Annotated in this window: 20 protein-coding genes and 1 other annotated feature; of the genes, 13 read left to right on the forward strand and 7 right to left on the reverse strand. The window is 58.9% G+C overall.

The window, feature by feature from the left end:
• Position 1: 1 nt before the first annotated feature.
• The 4 genes from DWV57_RS12555 to DWV57_RS12570 all read left to right on the forward strand — a co-directional run bounded on the left by DWV57_RS12555 (position 2) and on the right by DWV57_RS12570 (position 3,613).
• On the forward strand, positions 2-760 hold the full coding sequence (locus DWV57_RS12555) for a LemA (protein WP_120020960.1): 759 nt from the start codon (positions 2-4) through the stop codon (positions 758-760).
• Positions 757-1,803: a TPM domain-containing protein gene (locus DWV57_RS14685; protein ID WP_120020961.1), complete on the forward strand. Its 1,047-nt coding sequence runs from the start codon at positions 757-759 to the stop codon at positions 1,801-1,803. Before DWV57_RS12555 ends, DWV57_RS14685 begins: the two co-directional genes overlap by 4 nt.
• Positions 1,804-2,003: 200 nt before the next feature.
• Positions 2,004-3,209 carry a threonine ammonia-lyase gene (gene ilvA, locus DWV57_RS12565; RefSeq protein WP_005942203.1) on the forward strand — a complete coding sequence of 402 codons (1,206 nt, stop codon included), beginning with the start codon at positions 2,004-2,006 and terminating at the stop codon, positions 3,207-3,209.
• A gap of 29 nt (positions 3,210-3,238) precedes the next feature.
• Positions 3,239-3,613: a RidA family protein gene (locus DWV57_RS12570; RefSeq protein WP_118529102.1), complete on the forward strand. Its 375-nt coding sequence runs from the start codon at positions 3,239-3,241 to the stop codon at positions 3,611-3,613.
• A 76-nt stretch (positions 3,614-3,689) separates the two neighbouring features.
• Here DWV57_RS12570 and DWV57_RS12575 read toward each other — a convergent pair whose 3' ends face one another.
• Both DWV57_RS12575 and DWV57_RS12580 read right to left on the reverse strand, forming a co-directional pair.
• Positions 3,690-4,490 carry an SDR family oxidoreductase gene (locus DWV57_RS12575; protein ID WP_118529104.1) on the reverse strand — a complete coding sequence of 267 codons (801 nt, stop codon included), beginning with the start codon at positions 4,488-4,490 and terminating at the stop codon, positions 3,690-3,692.
• Between the two features lie 204 nt (positions 4,491-4,694).
• Complete coding sequence (locus tag DWV57_RS12580; protein ID WP_120020962.1) at positions 4,695-5,912, reverse strand: ATP-binding protein; 1,218 nt, start codon at positions 5,910-5,912, stop codon at positions 4,695-4,697.
• A gap of 169 nt (positions 5,913-6,081) precedes the next feature.
• Positions 6,082-6,340: a binding site (T-box leader), on the forward strand.
• A 94-nt stretch (positions 6,341-6,434) separates the two neighbouring features.
• On the opposite strand from DWV57_RS12580, the gene ilvB reads away from it, so the two are divergent.
• The 4 genes from ilvB (at position 6,435) to ilvD (ending at position 11,620) form a co-directional block, all read left to right on the forward strand.
• The gene (gene ilvB / locus DWV57_RS12585; protein WP_120020963.1) at positions 6,435-8,099 is read left to right on the forward strand and encodes a biosynthetic-type acetolactate synthase large subunit; all 1,665 of its coding nucleotides are present in this window, start codon (positions 6,435-6,437) and stop codon (positions 8,097-8,099) included.
• Positions 8,100-8,114: 15 nt separating this feature from the next.
• Entirely contained in the window at positions 8,115-8,687 is a 573-nt protein-coding gene (gene ilvN / locus DWV57_RS12590) for an acetolactate synthase small subunit (RefSeq protein WP_118529110.1), read from the forward strand.
• Positions 8,688-8,773: 86 nt separating this feature from the next.
• Positions 8,774-9,793: a ketol-acid reductoisomerase gene (gene ilvC / locus DWV57_RS12595; RefSeq protein ID WP_005942218.1), complete on the forward strand. Its 1,020-nt coding sequence runs from the start codon at positions 8,774-8,776 to the stop codon at positions 9,791-9,793.
• Positions 9,794-9,961: 168 nt separating this feature from the next.
• On the forward strand, positions 9,962-11,620 hold the full coding sequence (gene ilvD, locus DWV57_RS12600) for a dihydroxy-acid dehydratase (RefSeq protein ID WP_120020964.1): 1,659 nt from the start codon (positions 9,962-9,964) through the stop codon (positions 11,618-11,620).
• Between the two features lie 155 nt (positions 11,621-11,775).
• Here ilvD and DWV57_RS12605 read toward each other — a convergent pair whose 3' ends face one another.
• Together DWV57_RS12605 and DWV57_RS12610 are read right to left on the reverse strand one after the other, a co-directional pair.
• Complete coding sequence (locus DWV57_RS12605; RefSeq protein WP_120020965.1) at positions 11,776-12,456, reverse strand: sugar transferase; 681 nt, start codon at positions 12,454-12,456, stop codon at positions 11,776-11,778.
• A 263-nt stretch (positions 12,457-12,719) separates the two neighbouring features.
• Positions 12,720-13,937, reverse strand: coding sequence for an FtsW/RodA/SpoVE family cell cycle protein (locus DWV57_RS12610; RefSeq protein ID WP_243112359.1), 1,218 nt, complete (start codon positions 13,935-13,937; stop codon positions 12,720-12,722).
• 296 nt (positions 13,938-14,233) lie between these two features.
• On the opposite strand from DWV57_RS12610, the gene DWV57_RS12615 reads away from it, so the two are divergent.
• The 5 genes from DWV57_RS12615 to upp all read left to right on the forward strand — a co-directional run bounded on the left by DWV57_RS12615 (position 14,234) and on the right by upp (position 18,177).
• Positions 14,234-15,409, forward strand: a complete 1,176-nt coding sequence (locus tag DWV57_RS12615; protein WP_120020966.1) for a hypothetical protein — start codon at positions 14,234-14,236, stop codon at positions 15,407-15,409.
• A gap of 98 nt (positions 15,410-15,507) precedes the next feature.
• The gene (tsaE, locus tag DWV57_RS12620) at positions 15,508-15,933 is read left to right on the forward strand and encodes a tRNA (adenosine(37)-N6)-threonylcarbamoyltransferase complex ATPase subunit type 1 TsaE (protein ID WP_005942237.1); all 426 of its coding nucleotides are present in this window, start codon (positions 15,508-15,510) and stop codon (positions 15,931-15,933) included.
• Positions 15,930-16,658, forward strand: a complete 729-nt coding sequence (tsaB, locus tag DWV57_RS12625; protein ID WP_120020967.1) for a tRNA (adenosine(37)-N6)-threonylcarbamoyltransferase complex dimerization subunit type 1 TsaB — start codon at positions 15,930-15,932, stop codon at positions 16,656-16,658. Before tsaE ends, tsaB begins: the two co-directional genes overlap by 4 nt.
• A gap of 33 nt (positions 16,659-16,691) precedes the next feature.
• A complete protein-coding gene (gene rpiB / locus DWV57_RS12630; protein ID WP_097776710.1) occupies positions 16,692-17,138 on the forward strand; it encodes a ribose 5-phosphate isomerase B in 447 nt (148 codons plus the stop codon).
• Positions 17,139-17,550: 412 nt separating this feature from the next.
• Positions 17,551-18,177, forward strand: coding sequence for a uracil phosphoribosyltransferase (gene upp / locus DWV57_RS12640; RefSeq protein WP_097774028.1), 627 nt, complete (start codon positions 17,551-17,553; stop codon positions 18,175-18,177).
• 102 nt (positions 18,178-18,279) lie between these two features.
• Here the strand turns inward: upp and leuB are convergent, their stop codons facing one another.
• The 3 genes from leuB to leuC are packed head-to-tail and all read right to left on the reverse strand — an operon-like array spanning position 18,280 to position 21,132.
• Positions 18,280-19,353 (reverse strand): 3-isopropylmalate dehydrogenase, encoded by a 1,074-nt coding sequence (gene leuB / locus DWV57_RS12645; protein WP_120020968.1) that lies wholly within the window; start codon positions 19,351-19,353, stop codon positions 18,280-18,282.
• A gap of 12 nt (positions 19,354-19,365) precedes the next feature.
• Positions 19,366-19,854, reverse strand: coding sequence for a 3-isopropylmalate dehydratase small subunit (gene leuD / locus DWV57_RS12650; protein WP_097776707.1), 489 nt, complete (start codon positions 19,852-19,854; stop codon positions 19,366-19,368).
• Positions 19,855-19,872: 18 nt separating this feature from the next.
• Entirely contained in the window at positions 19,873-21,132 is a 1,260-nt protein-coding gene (gene leuC, locus DWV57_RS12655; RefSeq protein WP_118529126.1) for a 3-isopropylmalate dehydratase large subunit, read from the reverse strand.
• Positions 21,133-21,157: the final 25 nt, after the last annotated feature.

Genomic DNA, 21,157 nt, shown 5'->3' on the forward strand with positions numbered 1-21,157 from the left:
GATGGCAAACGCAGATTTTTCGCAAAAACAGAACAGCACTTCCGGCGGTTTTGACGCGGGCAGCTACCGCGAACAAAAGCAGCCGGAGCAGGCTGTACCGCTGACACCTCTGCAGCAGAAGCTGGCAGGGCTGGAAGCAAAGCTGCCCGCAGCCCTTTCCACCCGCGCAGCTGCACTGGCGCTGAGCGTGGTGGTGATGCTGGCGGCCTTTTTGGGCTTTGGCAGCGCCAAGCTGCGCAGCCGGTACAACGAAGTCCGCAAATGGTACACGGTGGGTGTGGCGGCAGACAACGGCTATAACCTCAACGAAGAGCTGACCACCCGCATGAACACGGCGGCAAACATCATCACTACCGCCAGCAGCACGCTGGGAGCGGACAGTGCCGAGGTGCAGGCCGCACAGAGCGCGCTGAGCGATTTTACCGCCTGTCTGGAAGCCGTGCAGAACGGCGGCAAAAGTCAGGCACTCACCTCGCTGCCCTATTATCAGGGCAGCACGATGCATGCGCTGTATCAGGCCAACGAGGTGCTGGGGTCGCGGATCGACCAGCTCTACGCAAAGCTGCAGGAGCAGGCCGCAGACCCCATGAAGATGGGCGCGGTGCAGGGCCAGTACGGCCAGTTCAACAGTGCGGCTACCATCATCGGCACCCTGAAATACAACGATGCCGTTTACGACTACCAGAAAGAGACCGGCGGCTTCCCGGCCAGCGTGCTGGGAGCCATTGCCGGTGTAAAGGAGGTTGAACCCTTCGCATGAAAAATTTTGCAAAACGCGTAAGCGCTCTGGTGCTGGCCCTTGTGGTGGGCGCAGCGGCCCTGTGCCCGGCGGCCCTTGCCGCCGCCAGCCTGCCGGACCTGCCCAAAGACGAATGTGTGGTGGATGATGCCAACATCCTGAGCGACAGCACTACCCAGACCATCATCGACCTGAATGCCCAGCTGGAACAAAGCTGCAACGGGGCACAGATCGGTGTACTGACTGTAGATTATACGGGTAATTATTCCACTGAGGATTATGCAACACAGGCCTTCAACGCATGGGGCATCGGCTCGGCTTCCGAGAACAACGGTGTGCTGATCCTGCTGGTGATGGAATCGCCCATCTACGAGGACGGCGATTACTACGTGACCTACGGCGACGGCTTCCGCAACACCACGCTGGAAAGTCAGGCCAGTGCCCTCGCTCAGACCATGGAAGGTGATTTTGTTAACCGCGATTACAGCGATGCAGTAATCACCTGTGCCAACAATGTGGCCGACACCATTGCAAGTGTTTATGGGGTAAATCTGAACAATGGCAGCTACGACGATGGCAGCTATGCCCAGCCGGACGACGGCCCCACCACCTTTGGGGATATCGTTCTGGGTATCGTGATCCTGTTCATGTCCCTGATGGTGATGCTGATCATCGTACTGTTCGTGTTCCGGGTGTTCGTTGCACCCATCGGCCATGCAGTGGGCTGGAACTGGGGTCCCTTCGCATGGGGCTACATGGCAGGTTCGGCCCGCCGGCACCGTCCCGGCCCGCCGCCCCCTCCGGGCCCTGGTTTCGGTCCCGGATACGGCCCGGGCTATGGCCCCGGCCCCCGCAATGACCGGCCCCGCCCGCCCCGGAACAACAACCGGCGTCCGCCCCGTCCTCCCATGGGCGGCGGCTTTGGCGGCGGGTCCTTCGGTGGCTCCCGCGGCGGCGGCTCGTTCGGCGGCGGCAGCTTCGGCGGCGGCAGCTTCGGCGGCGGCTCCTTCGGTGGAATGGGCGGCGGCGGCAGCCACGGCGGCGGCGGTGGACGCGGCCGTTAAAAACACAAAAACACGGAGAACTGCTGTGGGCGGTATGCCTGCGGCAGTTCTCTTTTTAGGTTTCAGGCGTGAAGGAAATTCATTTGACAAATCAACTTTGTTAACCTATACTGAGAAACATGCATAATAAGCCAGAAATAAAGGCTCTGAGGGCGGAAAAGCCGCAGAGCAGGGAACGATAAAAATAGAGGGAGAAAACCATGCTGACTCTGGATAAGATCTACCATGCAGCCTTTGTGCTCAAGGATGTTGCCCGCAAGACCGACCTCATCGAGGCACCCAAGCTCTCCAAGGACTGCCAGCTGTACCTGAAAACCGAAAATCTGCAGGCCACCGGTAGCTTTAAGGTGCGCGGTGCTTACTATAAGATCAGCCAGCTTTCCGAGGAGGAGAGCGCCAAGGGCGTGATCGCCTGCTCTGCCGGCAACCACGCACAGGGCGTGGCGCTGGCTGCTACCCGCCGCGGCATCAAGAGCATCGTCTGTATGCCGGACGGTGCCCCCATCATGAAGGTGGAGAATACCAAGAATCTGGGCGCAGAGGTGTGTCTGGTGCCCGGCACCTACGATGATGCCCACGACAAGGCTGTGGAGCTGCAGGAAGAGACCGGCATGACCTTTATCCACCCCTATGACGATGAGCAGGTCATCGCGGGGCAGGGAACCATTGGTCTGGAAATTCTAGATCAGCTGCCGGATGTGGACGCGGTCGTTGTGCCGGTGGGCGGCGGCGGCCTGATCTCCGGCGTGGCCTTTGCCATCAAGAGTCTGCGCCCGGAGGTGAAGGTCTATGGCGTACAGGCCGAGGGTGCACCCAGCATGTACCGCAGCCTGCACGAGCATAAGTACCAGACCCTGAAAGCCGTTTCTACCTTTGCAGACGGCATTCAGGTCAAGACTCCCGGTGAGCTGACCTACCAGATCTGTGAGCAGTATGTGGACGACATCGTGACCGTGAGCGAGGATGAGACCGCTGCCGCCATCCTCTCGCTGATGGAGAACCAGAAGCTGGTTGCCGAGGGTGCCGGAGCCGTGCCGGTGGCTGCAGTGCTGTTCCACAAGCTGCCGGTCGAGGGCAAAAAGGTGGCCTGCGTCGTCTCCGGCGGAAACATCGATGTGAACATCCTCAACCGCGTGATCACCCGTGGTCTGGTCATGAGCGGCCGCAAGGCGAACATGACCATTGCGCTGGAGGACAAGCCCGGCCAGCTCAAGAAGGTGGCCGAGATCGTGTCCCGCTGCGGCAGCAATGTGGTGTCGGTGCAGCACGATGGCTCCGATCCCAATATGCCCATCTCCAGCTGCTTCCTCAAGCTCACCCTTGAGACCCGCGATGCCGAGCAGATCGAGCAGATTCGTGCAGAACTTGCAAAAGAGGGTTTCCAGCTTGTGAGCGAAAGAGTATAATAGAAGAAAAAAGAAAGGAACGTTTTATCATGAAAGTCGTTTCCACTTCCAACGCACCCGCAGCCATCGGCCCTTACAGCCAGGCGATCGATCTGGGCAATATGGTGTTTGTTTCCGGCCAGATCCCGGTAGACCCTGCTACCGGCAAGATGGCCGATACGGTTGAAGAGCAGGCTGCACAGAGCCTTGCAAACCTCAGGGCCATTCTGGCCGAGGCTGGCCTTTCCATGGCAAATGTGGTCAAGACTGTCATTTTTCTGGCCGATATCAACGATTTTGCCGCTGTGAATGCCGTGTATGCCAAGGCCTTTGCTGAGCCGTTCCCTGCCCGCAGCTGCGTGCAGGTGGCCGCCATCCCCAAGGGCGCAAAGCTGGAGATCGAGTGCATCGCCGTGCGCGAATAATCAGGCCTAAACACAAAAGGGGCTGCGCCAGCGGCACACCCCCTTTTGCATGTATGAGGAAGAATGAGAACAGCAATTACGGGCGCAGACCCATGCCGCCCTCCAGCGTGAGGGTCTCGCCGGACAGATACTTGAAGTCCGGCATGGCCAGCTGCACGCATACCCGGCCGATCTCGGTCTCGGGGTTGGCGTAGTGGCCCATGGGCGGCATCTTGACGTTGGCTTTGAACGCATCTGGGTATGCCTGCTGGAACTGCTCCAGCTTGGCGGTCCAGGCCAGCGGGCAGATCACGTTGACATTGATGCCATCCTTGCCCCACTCAGTAGCGGCCACGCGGGACAGGCCGCGGATGCCCTCCTTGGCGGCAGCGTAGGCGCACTGGCCAAAGTTGCCAAATAAGCCTGCACCGGATGCAAAGTTGATCACGCTGCCCTTGGACTTGGCCAGATAGGGATAGCAGGCCTTCATATAGTAAAATGCAGCGTACAGGCCGGAATAAAGGGCCAGATCAAACTGCTCGGTGGTGTGCTCTGCCAGCGGCACGCCGGAAGCGGATGCCTGTGCGTTGTTCACCAGCACTTGAATGCCACCAAAGGTATCCACAGCCTGATTGACGACATTTTGCACGGTGGCTTCGTTGTCGGTGCCTGCACACACATCTGCCTGCACCGGCAGAACGCGGATGCCATACTTGGCTTCCAGCTCGTTTTTTGCCTCTTCCAGTTTTTTTACATTACGGCCAGTGATGACCAGATTTGCGCCCTCTTTTGCAAAGGCGGTGGCAATGCCATAGCCGATGGAGCCGCAGCTGCCATCGGAAAGTACGGCGCGGCCTGCGCCGGTGATGATAGCGGTCTTACCCGTTAAAAAGCCCATAGTTGCCCTCCAGAAGTGCTCAATTGGTATATCAATTGGCTGATGTTGGCCATATTATAGCCTGTATTTCAATAGAATGCAAGGCTTTTTACCGATAAATAAAAAATAGACAAAGAATGCCGAGAAGGTGAAAAAATTCACGACTTCTCGGCATTTTGTGAAAGATTTATCAGAGACTTTGATGTTAAAATAAAGACAAACTAATTACTTCTGCACGCCCGCCTCGCACTGCTCAATAAACTGCTTTGCCACGCGGGGGCTGCGGCCGCCGGCGCGGATGGCAAAGGCTTCGGCTTTGACCAGCAGCTGATCCATCGGCATGTCGATGCCGTGCTGCTTTGCCAGTTCGGCCAGAATGGTCTCAAACCGGGCCTTCTCCGGCCGCTGGAAAGTGACCGTCAGGCCGAATCGGGCCGAAAGGCTCATCAGCTCCTGCCGGGTATCGGCTTCATGGATGTCGTCGCCGGTGCGGTCGGTCAGTGTTTCTTTAATAAGGTGGCGGCGGTTGGAGGTGGCATATACCGCAATGTTCTTGGCTCTGCCGCCCACGCTGCCCTCCAGAATGGCCTTGAGCGCGGCAAAGTTGTCGTCGTTGGCGGTAAAGCTCAGGTCGTCGATGAACAGGATGAATTTGAGCGGGTTCGCGGCCAGCTTGTCCATCAGATCCGGGATCTGGTAGAGCTGGTTCTTCTTCACTTCCACCAGCCGCAGGCCTTCAGGTGCAAACTCATTGGCAATGGCCTTCACCGCACTGGACTTGCCGGTGCCTGCATCGCCGTACAGCAGCACATTGTTGGCGGGCATCCCGGCCAGCAGGGCCTTTGTGTTGGCAATGACCTTTTCGCGCTCCTTCTCGTAGCCGGGCAGCTCGGAAAGGCGCTGAGGGTCCGGGTATTTCACCGGCACCAGCTGGCCGTTCTTCACCGTGAACACATGGTGCTTGGCAAACATGCCGTAGCCCTTTTTTCCCACCTCGCTCATGCGCTGGGCGTAGGCAGCAGGCAGGTCGATGCCGGAGGTCTCCCACCGGGGCAGGAAAGCCAGCTCCTGCGCCTGCCCTGCGGCAGAACCGGCAGCGGCCAGCAGTTCGTCCAGCGTCAGGCCACACAGAGCCTGGAGAAAAGCCAGTTCACTGTCCAGCGCAGTCTGCAGTGCAGGAGCAAGGGTGCCCGATGCAGCCTGACGCACGCAGACGGTCTCGGCTTCCAGCACAGCGGCGCTGAGGTAGCTGCCCCAGTTGGTGGTGTGCTCGAACAGTGCGGCTTCAAATTGGGCCACAGCGTCGCACACCGGGCCATAGCCGGGCGCACCGGCTTCCATGCGGTCGGTCAGGTCCACAAGCTTTGCCACAACGGGGTCGTCCAGCAGGCTGCGGAAAACAACAAGCCCGTGCAGCCGGGCATTCCATTCTCTCAATTTCATATTCCTGTCCTCTGGTTGGTCTTAAATTAAACGCGCGGGCGCGCATATCAGAAGTATACAGCGCATTCTGCCATGGCGCAAGAGGTGTTCAATTAACTTCATGTTTGGGGTGATTCAGGTTACAAATTGTCGATTGACAAAAGGCCGATTTATAGTATAATTTACATCAACAAATGCGCAGATGGGAAAAAGTACCACACGATCCCCACTGTTCAGAGAGCTGCCGTCTGGTGCAAGGCAGTCAGTGCTTCGTGCGGAAAATCATCCCGGAGCAGCCTGCCCAACGGGTGCAAAACCCTTGTAAGCAGCGCCGGTTGCAGCCGTTACCGTGCAGGGCTTTGTTGGAAGCCCGTGAGAGGGTGTGCACAGCACGCCAACGAGAGTGGTACCGCAGAGAGCTTGATGATCACAAGGTCTTTGTCTCTTGGTTTAACAGGGGACAAAGGCCTTTTCTTTTAAAAAGAAGCTCCCCGGGAACGTGTAAAAAGTGGAAAAAGGTTAGGAAAACAGGAGAAACTCACCATGCAGTTGAATGGTTCTCAGATTTTTGTGGAGGTCCTCTGCGAGCAGGGCGTGGACACCCTTTTTGGCTATCCCGGCGGCGCAGTGCTGAACCTTTACGATGAGCTGTACAAAAATTCGGACCGCATCACCCATGTGCTGACGGCACATGAACAGGGCGCGGCCCACGCGGCAGACGGTTATGCCCGTGCCACCGGCCGCACCGGTGTGGTGCTGGCCACCAGCGGCCCGGGTGCCACCAATCTGGTCACCGGCATTGCCACCGCTTACATGGACTCGGTGCCCATGGTGGCCTTCACCGGCAACGTAGCCACGGCGGGCCTTGGTAAGGACGGCTTTCAGGAAGCCTACATTGAGGGCATCACGATGCCCATTACCAAGCACAACTTCACGGTGCGCCGTGTGGAAGAGCTGGCCGATACCATGCGCTCTGCCTTCCGTATTGCACAGAGCGGCCGCAAGGGCCCGGTGCTGGTGGATATCCCCAAGGACGTGACGGCGGCGGTATGCGAGTTCACCCCCAAAAAGCCGGAGCCCATCCGCACCGTGACCACCTTCAACGCGGAGCAGGTCAAGTGGGCAGCGGATCTTATCAATGCGGCCCAGCGCCCGCTGGTCTACTTTGGCGGCGGCGTGCGCAGCGCAGCCTCCTGCCAGCCGCTGCGTGATCTGCTGCACAAGGCAGAGATCCCGGCCACCTACACCCTGATGGCCGCAGGCGTTGTGCCCTACGGCGACCCGATGAACATTGGGATGGTGGGTATGCACGGCTGTTACACCTCCAATCGTGCCGTGGCCGACTGCGACGTGCTGATTGCAGTGGGCACCCGCTTCTCGGACCGTGTGGCCCTGAACCCCAAGACCTTTGCAAAGAACGCCACCATCATCCAGATCGACATCGACCCCAGTGAGCTGGGCAAGAATGTGGAGGTCGATCTTTCCATCGTGGGCGATGCCGCTTACGTGCTGAACGCCATGCTGCCGCAGATCGAGGAAAAGAAGCATCCCGACTGGATGAAGATGATCCGTGAGTGGCAGGCACAGGATTACCACCCGGTGTCTGACCCCACCCGTTTGATGCCCCATCAGGTGATCGGCGAGGTGTGCAACCAGTGCGGCCCCGAAGCCGTGTATGTGACCGATGTGGGCCAGCACCAGATGTGGGCGGCACAATACCTGCGCCACGCCAAGAGCCGCGGCTTTATCACCAGCGGCGGTCTGGGCACCATGGGCTTTGGCTACGGTGCCGCCATTGGCGCACAGATGGCTCTGGGCCGCGACCAGCGGGTGGTCATGTTTACCGGCGACGGCTCCTTTCACATGAATCTGAACGAGGCCTGCACCGCCGTGAGCTATGAGCTGCCCATCATCACCGTGATCTTCAACAACTCGGTGCTGGGCATGGTGCGCCAGTGGCAGACCACCTTCTACGAAAAACGCTACAGCCAGACCGACCCCCACCGCAAGACGGACTTCGTCAAGCTGGCCGAGGGCTTTGGCCTGAAGGGCTACCGCTGCAGAAACCTGCCGGAGTTTCAGACTGCTTTTGCCGATGCAATGAAGCAGAAAGGCCCTACCTGGATCGAGTGCATCATCGATAAGGACGAAAAGGTGCTGCCCATGATCCCCGGCGGCGGCGACATCAACGATATCATCATGGAATAAGGAGGGCACAGCAATATGGAATCCAACAAGCGCAGGGTCATCAGCCTGCTGGTGGACAACCAGAGCGGTGTTCTGGCCCGTGTGTCCAACCTGTTCTGCCGCCGCGGCTTCAACATCGACAGCCTGACGGTCTCGGCCACCAACGACCCGGCAGTCAGCCGCATCACCGTGACCATTACCAGCGATGACAAGGCCCTCAAGCAGCTGATCCTGCAGACCGAACGGCTGGAAGTTACCCGTCAGGTGTTCGTGCTGGACGGCGAAAAATCTCTGGAACGGGAACTGCTGCTGCTGAAGGTAGCATCCGATGTGCACAACCGCAGCGAGCTGCGGGAGATCGCCAGCATCTACAAGGCCAAGATCATCGACCTTTCGCCGGACAGCATGGTGTTCGAGCTGATCGGCAAGCCGGATAAGATCGATGCCTTCCTGAAAATGTTTACAGATTACAAAATTTTGGAGCAGTGCCGCACCGGCGTTACCGCACTGGAGCGCGGCGGGATGCATCAGCATATGCAGAAGCCTCCGCAGGAGGTGCGCGAAGCACAGCTGCCTCTGCCGGGGACCCACTGCCCGGAACGGACCTGAGCTTTTCCGCTCCACAGTGAGCGAAAAAATAAAATGTTTACAATCAGCCACTGAATAAACACAAAACAAAAAGGAGAACAACTACCATGGCTATCAAGAAATACTACGATTCCGACTGCAACCTCGGCGTGCTGGACGGCAAGACCGTCGCTGTCATCGGCTTCGGCAGTCAGGGCCACGCACACTCTGAGAATCTTGCCGAGAGCGGTGTCAATGTCGTTGTCGGCCTGCGCAAGGGCTCTGCTCACTGGGAGAAGGCTTCTGAGTTCGCAGCAACTCACGAGAACTTCAAGGTCATGGAAGTGGAAGAAGCTGCCAAGGCCGGCGACGTTGTCATGATGCTGGTGCCCGACGAGCTGTGCGCTGATATCTATAACAAGCAGGTGGCTCCCTACATGACCGAGGGCAAGGCACTGGCCTTTGCACACGGTTTCAACATCCACTTCAAGACCATCACCGCTCCTAAGAACGTTGACGTTATCATGATCGCTCCCAAGGGCCCCGGCCACATCGTCCGCCGCCTGTACACCGAGGGTGAGGGCTGCCCCTCTCTGATCTGCGTGGAGCAGGACTACACCGGCAAGGCTAAGGATATTGCTCTGGCATACGCTTCCGGCATCGGCGCAGGCCGTGCAGGCATCCTGCAGACAACCTTCAAGGAGGAGACCGAGACCGACCTGTTCGGCGAGCAGGCAGTGCTGTGCGGCGGTGTTTCCGAGCTGATCCACGCCGGCTTCGACACGCTGGTGGAAGCTGGCTACGAGCCCGAGATGGCATACTTTGAGACCTGCCACGAGATGAAGCTGATCGTTGACCTGATCAACGAGGGCGGCTTCTCCAAGATGCGTTACTCCATCTCCAACACCGCTGAGTACGGCGACTACCGCACCGGAAAGCGCCTGATCACTGCCGAGACCCGCAAGGAGATGAAGAAGGTCCTGACCGAGATCCAGGACGGCACCTTCGCTTCCGAGTTCCTGACCGAGATGAGCCCCAATGGCGGCCGCAAGGTGCACTTCCTGGCAAAGCGCCGCATGGAAGCAGAGCTGCCCATCGAGAAGGTCGGCGCAGAGCTGCGCAGCATGATGAGCTGGCTGAAGAAGTAAGGGGAAAACCCTCTCAGGCCGCCTTTCGGCGGCCAGCTCCCCCGAAAGGGGGAGCTTTTGTTGAAAGTGGAAACCTTATAGATCCTCCGCAAAAACCTCTCCCCTTCGGGAGAGGTGGCACGGCGTAGCCGTGACGGAGAGGGTTTTTGTCAGAAAAGAGGATTTGAAATGAGAAGCGACAATGTGACCAAGGGCTCGGAGCGCGCCCCGAACCGAAGCCTGTTTTACGCACTGGGCTACACCAAGGAAGAACTGGAGCGCCCGCTGATCGGCGTGGTTTCCGCATACAGCGAGATCGTGCCTGGCCATATGAATCTGGACAAGATCGCCGATGCCGTCAAGGCCGGCGTTGAGATGGCAGGCGGCACCCCCATCCTGATCCCCGCCATTGGCGTGTGCGACGGCATCGCCATGGGCCATGTGGGCATGAAGTACAGCCTTGCATCCCGTGAGCTGATCTGCGACAGCGTGGAGACCATGCTCATGGCCCACCAGCTGGACGGTCTGGTGCTGGTGCCCAACTGCGATAAGATCGTGCCCGGCATGGTGATGGCAGCGGTGCGCATGGATGTGCCCGCTGTGGTCTGCTCCGGCGGCCCCATGCTGGCCGGTACCTACGGCGGCGAAGAGGTCAGCCTTTCCAAGATGTTCGAGGCTGTGGGTGCCTACAAGGCCGGTATGATCACCGAGGATCAGCTGGAAGACTGCACCTGCAACTGCTGCCCCAGCTGCGGCAGCTGCTCCGGCATGTACACCGCCAACAGCATGAACTGCCTGTGCGAGGCCATCGGCATCGCACTGCCCGGCAACGGCACCATTCCTGCCGTCTACTCCAAGCGTCTGCAGCTGGCAAAGCACGCCGGTATGGCCATCATGGATATGGTCAAGAAGGGCATCACCGCACGCCAGATCATCAACGAGCGTTCCATCCGCAACGCTCTGACCTGCGATATGGCGCTGGGCTGCTCCACCAACACCGTGCTGCACCTGCTGGCCATCGCTTATGAGGCTGGTGTGCCCATCGACCTGAAGCTGTTCAATGAGATCAGCGCCAAGACCCCGAACCTGTGCCATCTGGCACCGGCCGGCCCCACCCACATGCCGGATCTCTACGCCGCAGGCGGCATCCCCGCCGTGCAGGCAGAGCTGGCCAAGAAGGGCCTGCTGGATCTGGATGTGCCCACCGTTACCGGCAAGACGCTGGGCGAGAACATCAAGGGCGCACACATCCTGAACGACAAGGCCATCCGTCCCATCGACAACCCCTACTCCCAGACCGGCGGTCTGCAGATCCTGTGGGGCAACATTGCACCGGACGGCTGTGTGGTCAAGCGCAGCGCCGTGGCCCCCGAGATGCAGCAGCATTCCGGCCCGGCCCGCGTGTTCAACAGCGAGGACGAGGCCATTGCTTCCATCTACGCGGGTAAGATCGTCCCGGGCGATGTGGTGGTCATCCGCTACGAAGGCCCCAAGGGCGGCCCCGGTATGCGTGAGATGCTGAACCCCACCTCCGCTCTGGCCGGCATGAAGCTGGACAAGACCGTGGCCCTCATCACCGACGGCCGCTTCTCCGGCGCAAGCCGCGGTGCAGCCATCGGCCATGTGAGCCCGGAGGCTGCTTCCGGCGGCCCCATCGGCCTGATCGAGGAGGGAGATACCATCAACATTGATATCCCCAATGCCTCCATCACGCTGGAGGTCAGCGATGAAGTTCTGGCCCAGCGCAAGGCAAAGTATGTTGCTCCCGAACCCAACATTAAGACCGGCTGGCTGAGCCGCTACGCACGCATGGTCACCAGTGCAAATCTGGGCGCTGTGCTGAAGTAAAAACTCCCTCAGTCAAACCCTTGCGGGTTTGCCAGCTCCCCCGGAGGAGGAGCCTTTTCCGTCTTATTGCGATGACGGAAGGAGTTTATCGTCCCCCACAAACAACAAAATCCCCGCTGTGCAGCTGCACAGCGGGGATTTTTTGCGATACGATGTTATTCTCCGTGGCCGAACAGCACCGCACGGAAGGTGCGGAAGATGATACGCCAGTCCACCAGAAAGCTGCGCTCCTTGACGTACTTCACATCCAGTGCCATCCATTCGTCAAAGCTCAGCTGGTTGCGGTGCGGCGCGATCTGCCAGTAGCAGGAAAGGCCGGGTGTCACGTACAGCCGCTGCCATTCATAGGGCGTGTACTGGGCTACCTCGCGGGGCAGCGCCGGGCGCGGGCCTACAATGCTCATATCGCCCTTGAGGATGTTCACCAGCTGCGGCAGCTCGTCGATGCTGGTCTTGCGGATGAAATGGCCCACACGGGTGATGCGCGGGTCATCCTTCATCTTGAACACCGGGCCGTCCATCTCGTTGTCCTTCAGCAGATCGTTGAGCTTGCTCTCGGCGTTCGGGCACATGGAACGAAACTTGTACAGCCGGAACAGCTTGCCATTGCGGCCCACCCGCCACTGGCTGAAGATGGGGCTTGAACCCGGGCTGTCAAGCCAGATTGCAAGGCTGGTGATGAGCAGCAGCGGCGAAAGCACCACCAGCGCCAGCAGAGAAAAGAAGATATCCTGTGCGCGGCGCACACACCAGTAGGCACGGTGCTCGTACAGGTTTGTTTTGCGGTCGATGGTGACTGGTTTGCGGATGCCAAACTCCGCGCCAGGTTCCTCCATCCAACCGGTCTGCAGCCAGTATTCCGCCTCTGGCGCAGTTGTTGTGGATGTCATGATTCGTTTCACTCCATTTTCCGGTTGATACTATAAAATAGGGGAGAGTCCCCAATCTCTCTCCATGCAGCTTTTTGCACCATATTGAGCAGCAAAACTGCACATTTTTATTATAATATCATGCATCCCAGTGGATTGCAAGCAGGATGCGGAGATTTCAACTGATATAACGGCAAATGTGGAAAATACAGGGGGGGGTAAGCTGCACTTTACCCGAACAGGCTCTTTGTATTGTGCATATATACGGAAAGGACTAATCCAACACAGATATACAGCATCAGCACCGAGCTGCCGCCCGCAGAATAGAAGGGCAAGGTGACGCCGATGACCGGCAGCAGACGCAGATTCATGCCCACGTTCACGGCGATCTGCGCCATCAAAGCACCGCCGATGCCGGCGCAGATGTAGCTGCCCAGCAGGTCCTCGCTGCGCGCACCGGTGGCAAAGGTCTTGATCACCAGTGCCAGCAGTGCCCCCAGCACGATGCACAGGCCCACAAAGCCAATGGCATTGCCCATCCAGCTGAGAATAAAGTCGTTGTGGGCATTGGGCACGCTGTAGTACCGCCCGCTGAACAGGCCGTTGCCGAAGATGCCGCCGGAGCCGATGGCAATCTCGCCGCGCTGCTGCTGGTAGATGATGTTTTTCCAAGTGGCTTCGTTGGGTGCCCAGCCGGTGGAATTCTCCGGGTCGATAACGGCCAGAATGCGGTACCACTGGTAGCCCTTGCCGATCTTATCGCTGAAAAAGGCAAACGCCGCCGCCACGGCCACAGCTGCCGCCGAGATGGCACCGATGATATACTTCCAGCTCAGGCCCGCTGCAAACATCATGCAGCAGCCGATGATGGCGTAGATGATGGCGGTGCCGTCGTCGCCCTGAATGTGGATAATGAGGATGGGCGCGGCCAGATGCAGCAGAAGCTTTGCCAGCTCCTTTGGCTCGTTGATGCGGCTGCGCACATTGTTCAGGTGCATGGCAAAGGTAAGGATAAAGCTGATCTTTGCCAGCTCCGTGGGCTGGAAGGTAAAGCCGCCCAGCTTGTACCAGGAGTAGTTGTCGGTGTCACCGGCGTTGAAGCCGATGGTCAGCGGGCCGATGGCCACATTGCGGATGAACAGCGTGGGCAGCACCAGACCCCATGTCAGGGCTACATGCACCGGCCACACCTTGACAAGGCTGCGGTAGTCGATGCAGGAGAGCAGCAGTGCGATCACGATGCCAAGCCCGGCGGCTGCCGCCTGCACCAGCGCGCGGCGGTAATCGCCGATGCCGGTAATGGCACCAGTGATCTCGTCCGTGGCAAAGCCATTGCCCTGCTTTGCGGCCCAGGAGGCCAGAGCCACCACCGCCATGGTGCTGCTGAAGATGCACAGCAGAAGATAGATCTTATCGGTTCGTTTAAAATATTGTCGAATGCTTTCCAAGAAAGCACCACCTTTCGTTCCCGGATGCACACCGGGTTTTGCCGCTGCAGCGGGCAATACCAACCCAGTTTATCCTATTATACACAGCCTGCACACCGTTTGCAATCCACCGGGTGTGACAGCTTTGCAAAATCCACACGAATGCTTGACAAAGCAGACCGCACCATCTACAATGAAGGTGCAGCAGAAAGCTCCTTTGCAGAGCGCCTGCCGCGCAAAGAAAATGGCAGGAAGATGCCTGCTGGAAAAGGGCGGCGTGCCGCATTGGGCGGCAGATATGCCCGGAGGAAATGGGAATGGAACACGATATGCTCCGCCGTTTTGGGTGTGCACTGTGCGCTCTGGCTTTCGCGCTCACAGCGCTGCCCACAGCGGCTTTTGCACAGCAGCCGGAAGAACAGGCGGCTGTACAGCAGAGCCTTTCGGCCACAGATGTGCGCGAGATGCAGCAGGCAGATGCTGCTGTGACCGCACTGACCGGAGGCAGCGACTATGCACAGATGACCGAGGACGAGCGCACAGATGCTGCTTTGCAGCAGCTGGATGCGCTGACCGCACAGGGCCTTGTAAAGCAGGGGTCTGTCTACACCGATGCCGAAAACGGCATGATCAGCTTTACCTACAGCTGCGGCGCGCTGGGCGGCATCTTGCTTACCGACCCGGAGGAGGAGAACACCGCAGCCCTGCCGGAGCTGGACGAGAGCCAGCTGCAGGAGCTGGCAGAGAACAAGCGGGTGGGCACGGCGGCGATCTATTATGCGTTTGACAACACGATCAACAGCACCCGCTACCCGTATTATGCCTACATGCAGAGCTATTGGGATTCGGTGGGCCTGCAGACGGATCTGGATACCACCGTTACCGTATCCGACCTGCGCAGGATGGGCCGCTACGACCTGTGCATCCTGAGCACCCACGGCGCGTACTATACCTATGAATACGGCTGGCTGTTCAAAAAGACTGCCACGGAACCGCTGATCCTGCTGACCGAGAGATCGGATTTCTGGAGCGATCTGCGCTATGGCTTTGACCTGCTGGCCCACCGCGTGGTCAAGGTGAACGGCATGTACGCCGTCAACGGCGATTTCTTCCGCAGTGCCTACCGCGGCAACGGCATCGTGCTCAGCGAGACCTGCGAGTTCTACGGCAAGAACGGCCATGTGGATACCTCTATGGCAGACGGCCTGCTGGCAGGCGGTGCCAAGGCGGTGATGGGCTATGTGAACAATGTCTACTCGGTGTATTCCCGCAGTATGCTGTGGGCCGCTGTGAACCGGATGATCGAGGGCGAAACGCTGGAACAGGCCGTGGACTATGCCAAGAGCATCTACGGCACCGATGATATCATCTGGTACAACGAGCAGGGCGGCAGACGGCCCCATGCGGCAGCATCCTATGCGATGCTCAGCGGAGACCGAAGCGCTGCACTGCCCAACCCCTACACGGCAGCGGATGTGGATGCGGCGGCGTAAGCAACACACGGCATTGCACTTTTGCACAAAGTATATTATACTAAGGGACGGCAGAGCATTCTGCCGTCCCTTTTGCTTTATAAAATGAGGTAAGCTTCATGTCAGAATATATCACCCATTCCCGCGCCGAGACGGTGGCGCTGGGTGCCCGTATGGCCGCAGTGCTGGCACCGGGTTCGCTGGTTGCGTTCACCGGCGGGCTGGGCGCGGGCAAGACCGCCTTTACCGAGGGCCTTGCCGAGGGCCTTGGCTGCACCGACCCGGTGTCCAGCCCAACCTTTGCCATTGTGAACTACTACCGCGGCCCAAAGCCGCTGGCGCACTTTGACCTGTACCGTATTTCCACTGAGAACGACCTGTGTGCTGCAGGCTTTTACGATTATTTGGATCAGGGGGCCATTGTGGCAGCAGAGTGGAGCGAGAACTTTGCAGACCTGCTGGCACTGGAAAACCCCATCCGGGTGGATATCCAGCGCGTGGACGAAAATACCCGCAGGATCACCATTGAGGGGGTAACGCTATGAACATCTTAGCTGTGGATACAGCGGGCAAAACGGCTGGTGTGGCTCTTTTGCAGGATGACCGCCTGCTGTACGAGGTGTATCTGGACGCAGGCATGACCCACAGCGAAACGCTGATGCCCATGATCGACACCTGCCTGAAGATGTGCGGCATGACCTGTGCAGAGATTGACTTGTACGGTGTCAACGCAGGCCCCGGCAGTTTTACCGGGCTGCGCATCGGTCTGGCGGCGGTCAAGGGTCTGGCCTTCCCGCGGGAAACGCTGTGCGCACCGGTCTCCACGCTGGAAGCACTGGCCGCAGCCCACACGGGCGAGGGCACCGTGCTGTGCGCACTGGATGCCCGCCGTGCGCAGGTATACAGTGCCGCGTTCGACCTTGCCACCCACAGCCGCCTGCTGGAAGACGATGCCCGGGCGGTGGCAGATCTGGCCGATTTTGTAGAAAATTGCAAAAAGCCCCTGTTTTTTGTTGGTGATGGCGCATCTCTGTGCTATAATAAATACGGCAGTGTGCCGGGCGTGCTGCAGGCACCTGCGGCCCTGCGCGGCGGGCGTGCTGCTGCAGTGGCTCTTGTGGCAAAGCAGATGGCCGAAGCCGGAAAGGCTGTGCTGCCGGAGGCTGTGCTGCCGGACTACCACCGCCTGAGTCAGGCCGAGCGGGAGCGCGCAGAGCGCCTTGCAGCAGAAGCTGCAGCCAATGCCGCCCAAAACAAGGAGCAGGCATAAAACCCTGCGTGACTGAGAGAAAGGAACATTTCCATGGCAAAACCCATTGCACTGGCCGCTGACCACGGCGGATTTGAACTGAAAGAAGCTGTCAAGGCGCATCTGAAGGAGCTGGGGCTGGAATACATCGATTTTGGCACCCATAGCACCGACAGCGTGGATTACCCCGATATGGCCGTGCCCGCCTGCGATGCAGTTGTGAGCGGCGAGTGCAGCAAGGCACTGCTGTTCTGTGGCACCGGCGTGGGCATCAGCATGGCAGCAAACAAGATCAAGGGCATCCGTGCCTGCTGCTGCTCTGACAGCTTCAGCTGCGAGTATACCCGCCGCCACAACGATGCCAACGCCCTGTGCATGGGCGGCCGCGTCGTGGGTGCAGGCTTGGCCTGCCAGCTGGTGGATCTCTTCCTGAATACGGAGTTTGAGGGCGGCCGCCATCAGCGCCGCATCGACAAGCTGACCGCACTGGAGAACCGCTGATTCTTAGGTTTGACGATTGGAATGGCCGCCGTTTTACTCTGGCCATGAATCAAGGAAAAAATATTTTTTGATTTCGCGTTTGTCGCGGCCCCGACGCTTGTCAAGGCAAAGCCCTTCCATCTGCTATCGCAGATCGCTCGCCTGCTTGAAAGACCCACTGGGGCTTTCATTGCTGCGCAACCGCAGGGCCGCTCCAAACGCATTTTCACGAAAAAGGCCATAAGGGAAGATGAATCTTTTCGTTACGACCCTTCCTGTGAAAAAGAGCATTCAAAAAATCCGCAGATTTTTTGAATGCTCAAAATATAAAAATAAAATTTCCACTGACAATGGCGAAGCGTATGCGGAGCTGTTTTAAATCGTAATCTTGGACCCGATAGAGTTATCTATTTAAAATAAGGAGCGTGTTTTTATGACCCCGATGATCGTTGAGCATCCGCTGCTGCAGCACAAGCTGAGCATTCTGCGCAACAAGCAGACCGGCACCAAGGAGTTCCGTGACCTCGTTGGCGAGATCGCGACCCTGCTGTGCTACGAAGCGACCCGTGACCTGCCTCTGGAAGAGGTGGAGATTGAAACACCCATCACCATGGCAAAGACCAAGGTGCTGGCTGGCCGCAAGCTGGCTCTGGTGCCCATCCTGCGCGCAGGCATGGGTATGCTGGACGGTATGCTGACCCTGCTGCCCGCTGCAAAGGTGGGCTTCATCGGCCTGTACCGCGACGAGGAGACCCTGCAGCCTGTGGAGTACTTCTGCAAACTGCCGCAGGATATCGCAGAGCGCGATGTTCTGGTTCTGGACCCGATGCTGGCTACCGGCGGCAGCGCCATTGATGCCATCACCCAGATCAAGAAGCATGGCGCAAAGCGCATCAAGTTCATCGGCCTGATCGCCGCTCCGGAAGGCATCAAGGCCCTGCACGAGGCACACCCTGATGTGGACATCTACCTCGGCGCAGAGGACGACCACCTGAACGAGAACGGCTACATCGTTCCCGGTCTGGGCGACGCCGGCGACCGCATCTACGGCACCAAGTAAGAAACTGTATCACGGAAGGGCAGCTGGGAACAGCTGCTCTTTTTTGTGCAGACGAAAAGGGGAACGACGGCTGTCGTTCCCCTTTGTGCGTTATGGAAAAACTTAGATCTCGGCCAGAATGGCATCGCCCATGGCGGTGCAGCCAAGGCAGATGCAGCCCTCGCTCATGTTGTCGGCGGTGCGCAGGCCCTTGTCCAGCACCTTGTTCACGGCGGTCTCAATGGCATCGGCCTCCTCGGCCATGCCGAAGGAGTAGCGCAGCATCATGGCGGCAGACAGGATGCAGGCGGTGGGGTTCACGATGTCTTTGCCCGCAATATCGGGGGCCGAGCCGTGGATGGGCTCATACAGGCCGCGAGTGCCGTCGCCCAGAGAGGAGGACGGGATCATGCCGATGGAGCCGGTGATCATGGAAGCCTCGTCCGAGAGGATGTCGCCGAACATGTTCTCGGTAACGATCACGTCGAACTGGACGGGGTTCTTGACAATCTGCATGGCGCAGTTGTCCACGAACATCTCGCTGTATTCCACATCCGGGTATTCGGCCTGCAGACGGTGCATCACACTGCGCCACAGACGGCTGGTGTCCAAAACGTTTGCCTTGTCCACACAGCACAGTTTCTTGCGGCGCTTGCGTGCGGTCTCAAAGCCGATGCGGCCGATGCGCTCGATCTCGTGCTCCGCGTAGGGCATGGAGTCGATGGCCTGCTTCTCGCCGCTGGCGAGGGTGTGGGTCTCGTGATTGCCAAAGTATACGCCGCCGATCAGCTCACGCACGATGATGAAATCGATGCCCTGTGCCACGATCTCGGGCTTCAGGGGGCTGGCAGGAGCCAGCTGCGGCCAGATCTTGGCCGGGCGGTTGTTGGAATACAGGCCCATGCCTGCACGCAGGCGCAGCAGGCCCTTCTCCGGGCGCTGCTCACCGGGCAGACCCTCCCACTTGGGGCCGCCCACGGCACCCAGCAGGACGCTGTCCGCAGCAAGGCACTTGTCCAGCTCGTGCTGGGGCAGGGGGTCGCCGTATTTGTCAATGGCTTCGCCGCCCATGGCAGCGTCGGTATAGTGGAAGGTGTGACCGTACTTTTCGGCCACCTTGTCAAGCACGCGGATGGTCTGCTTGACGATCTCCGGGCTGGAGCAGTCGCCCCAGATGACAGCAATGTTTTTTTCCATTGGTTGTTCCTCTTACTTCTTATTCTTGATGGACTTCATCAGTCCACCGGCGGAGATGATCTCCTGAATGAACGGCGGGAAGGGCTCGGCATGGAACACCTTGCCGTTGGTCTCGTCGGTGATCACGCCGGTGTCAAAATCGACGCTGACGGTGTCGCCCGCATTGATGGCATCCACAGCCTCCGGGCACTCCATGATGGGCAGACCGATGTTGATGCTGTTGCGGTAGAAGATGCGGGCAAAGCTCTTGGCAATGACCACCGAGATACCGGCGGTTTTGATGCACAGCGGTGCGTGCTCACGGGAGGAGCCGCAGCCGAAGTTCCAGCCGCCCACCATGATGTCGCCGTCCTTCACCTTCTTGACGAAGTCCTTGTCAATGTCCTCCATGCAGTGGCTGGCCAGCTCTTTGGCATCCTGCGTGTTCAGGTGGCGGGCCGGGATGATGACATCGGTATCCACATTATCCGGGTATTTGAAAACAGAACCTTTTGCGTTCATTGTTGTGCTCCTTTCCGATCAGACCGTGCGGGGGTCGGTGATGCAGCCGGTCAGTGCGCTGGCAGCGGCGGTGGCGGGAGAAGCAAGGTAGACCTCGCTCTTTACATGGCCCATGCGGCCCACAAAGTTGCGGTTGGTGGTGGAAACGCAGCGCTCGCCCTCGGCCAGAATGCCCATGTAGCCGCCCAGACAGGGGCCGCAGGTGGGGGTGGACACGATGCAGCCTGCATCAATAAAGGCAGTGGTCCAGCCGCGCAGGATGCATTCCTTGTAAACGGCCATGGTGGCGGGGATGATGATGCCGCGCACGCCCTTGGCAATGTGCTTGCCCTTGAGCACGTTGTAGGCGGCTTCCATGTCCTCCAGACGGCCGTTGGTGCAGCTGCCGATCACAACCTGATCGATCTTGATGTCCTTGCCCTCGCTGGCAAGGTGGGTGTTCTCGGGCAGGTGGGGGTAGCTGACGGTGGGTTCCAGCTTGTCGAGGTCGATCTCAATGGTCTTTTCGTACTCGGCATCCGGGTCGGCCTCAAAGAACACCGGCTCACGCTGGCTGCGGCCCTTGAGGTAAGCCTTGGTCACATCGTCTACGGGGAAGATGCCGTTCTTGGCACCGGCTTCGATGGCCATGTTGCAGATGCACAGGCGGTCGTCCATCGTCAGGCTGGCAACGCCCGGGCCGGTGAACTCCATGGATTTGTACAGCGCACCGTCCACACCGATCATGCCGATGATGTGCAGGATCAGGTCTTTGCCGGAGACGCGGGGGCCGAACTTGCCCTTGAGCACGAACTTGATGGCAGAGGGCACCTTGAACCATGCCATGCCGGTGGCCATGCCTGCGGCCATATCGGTGGAGCCTACGCCGGTGGAGAAGGCACCCAGTGCACCATAGGTGCAGGTGTGGCTGTCCGCACCGATCACGCAGTCGCCTGCGGTCACGATGCCTTTTTCCGGCAGCAGGGCGTGCTCAATGCCCATCTGGCCCACATCATAGAAGTTGAGGATGTCGTATTTGTTGGCGAACTCGCGGCACTGCTTGGACTGGGTGGCGCTCTTGATGTCCTTGTTGGGCACAAAGTGGTCCAGCACGATGGCAATGTGCTCTTTGTCGAACACACCGTCAAAACCGGCCTTTTCAAACTCGTTGATGGCAACCGGGGTGGTGATGTCGTTGCCCAGCACGATGTCCAGCTTTGCATTGATGAGCTGGCCTGCCTTGACCTCGGCAAGACCGGCATGTGCGGCAAGAATTTTCTGCGTCAGGGTCATTCCCATGATGGTACTCTCCTTTTATACTTAT

Origin of the sequence: Faecalibacterium sp. AF10-46 (assembly GCF_003604105.1) — a bacterium.
Lineage (GTDB): Bacteria > Bacillota > Clostridia > Oscillospirales > Ruminococcaceae > Faecalibacterium > Faecalibacterium taiwanense.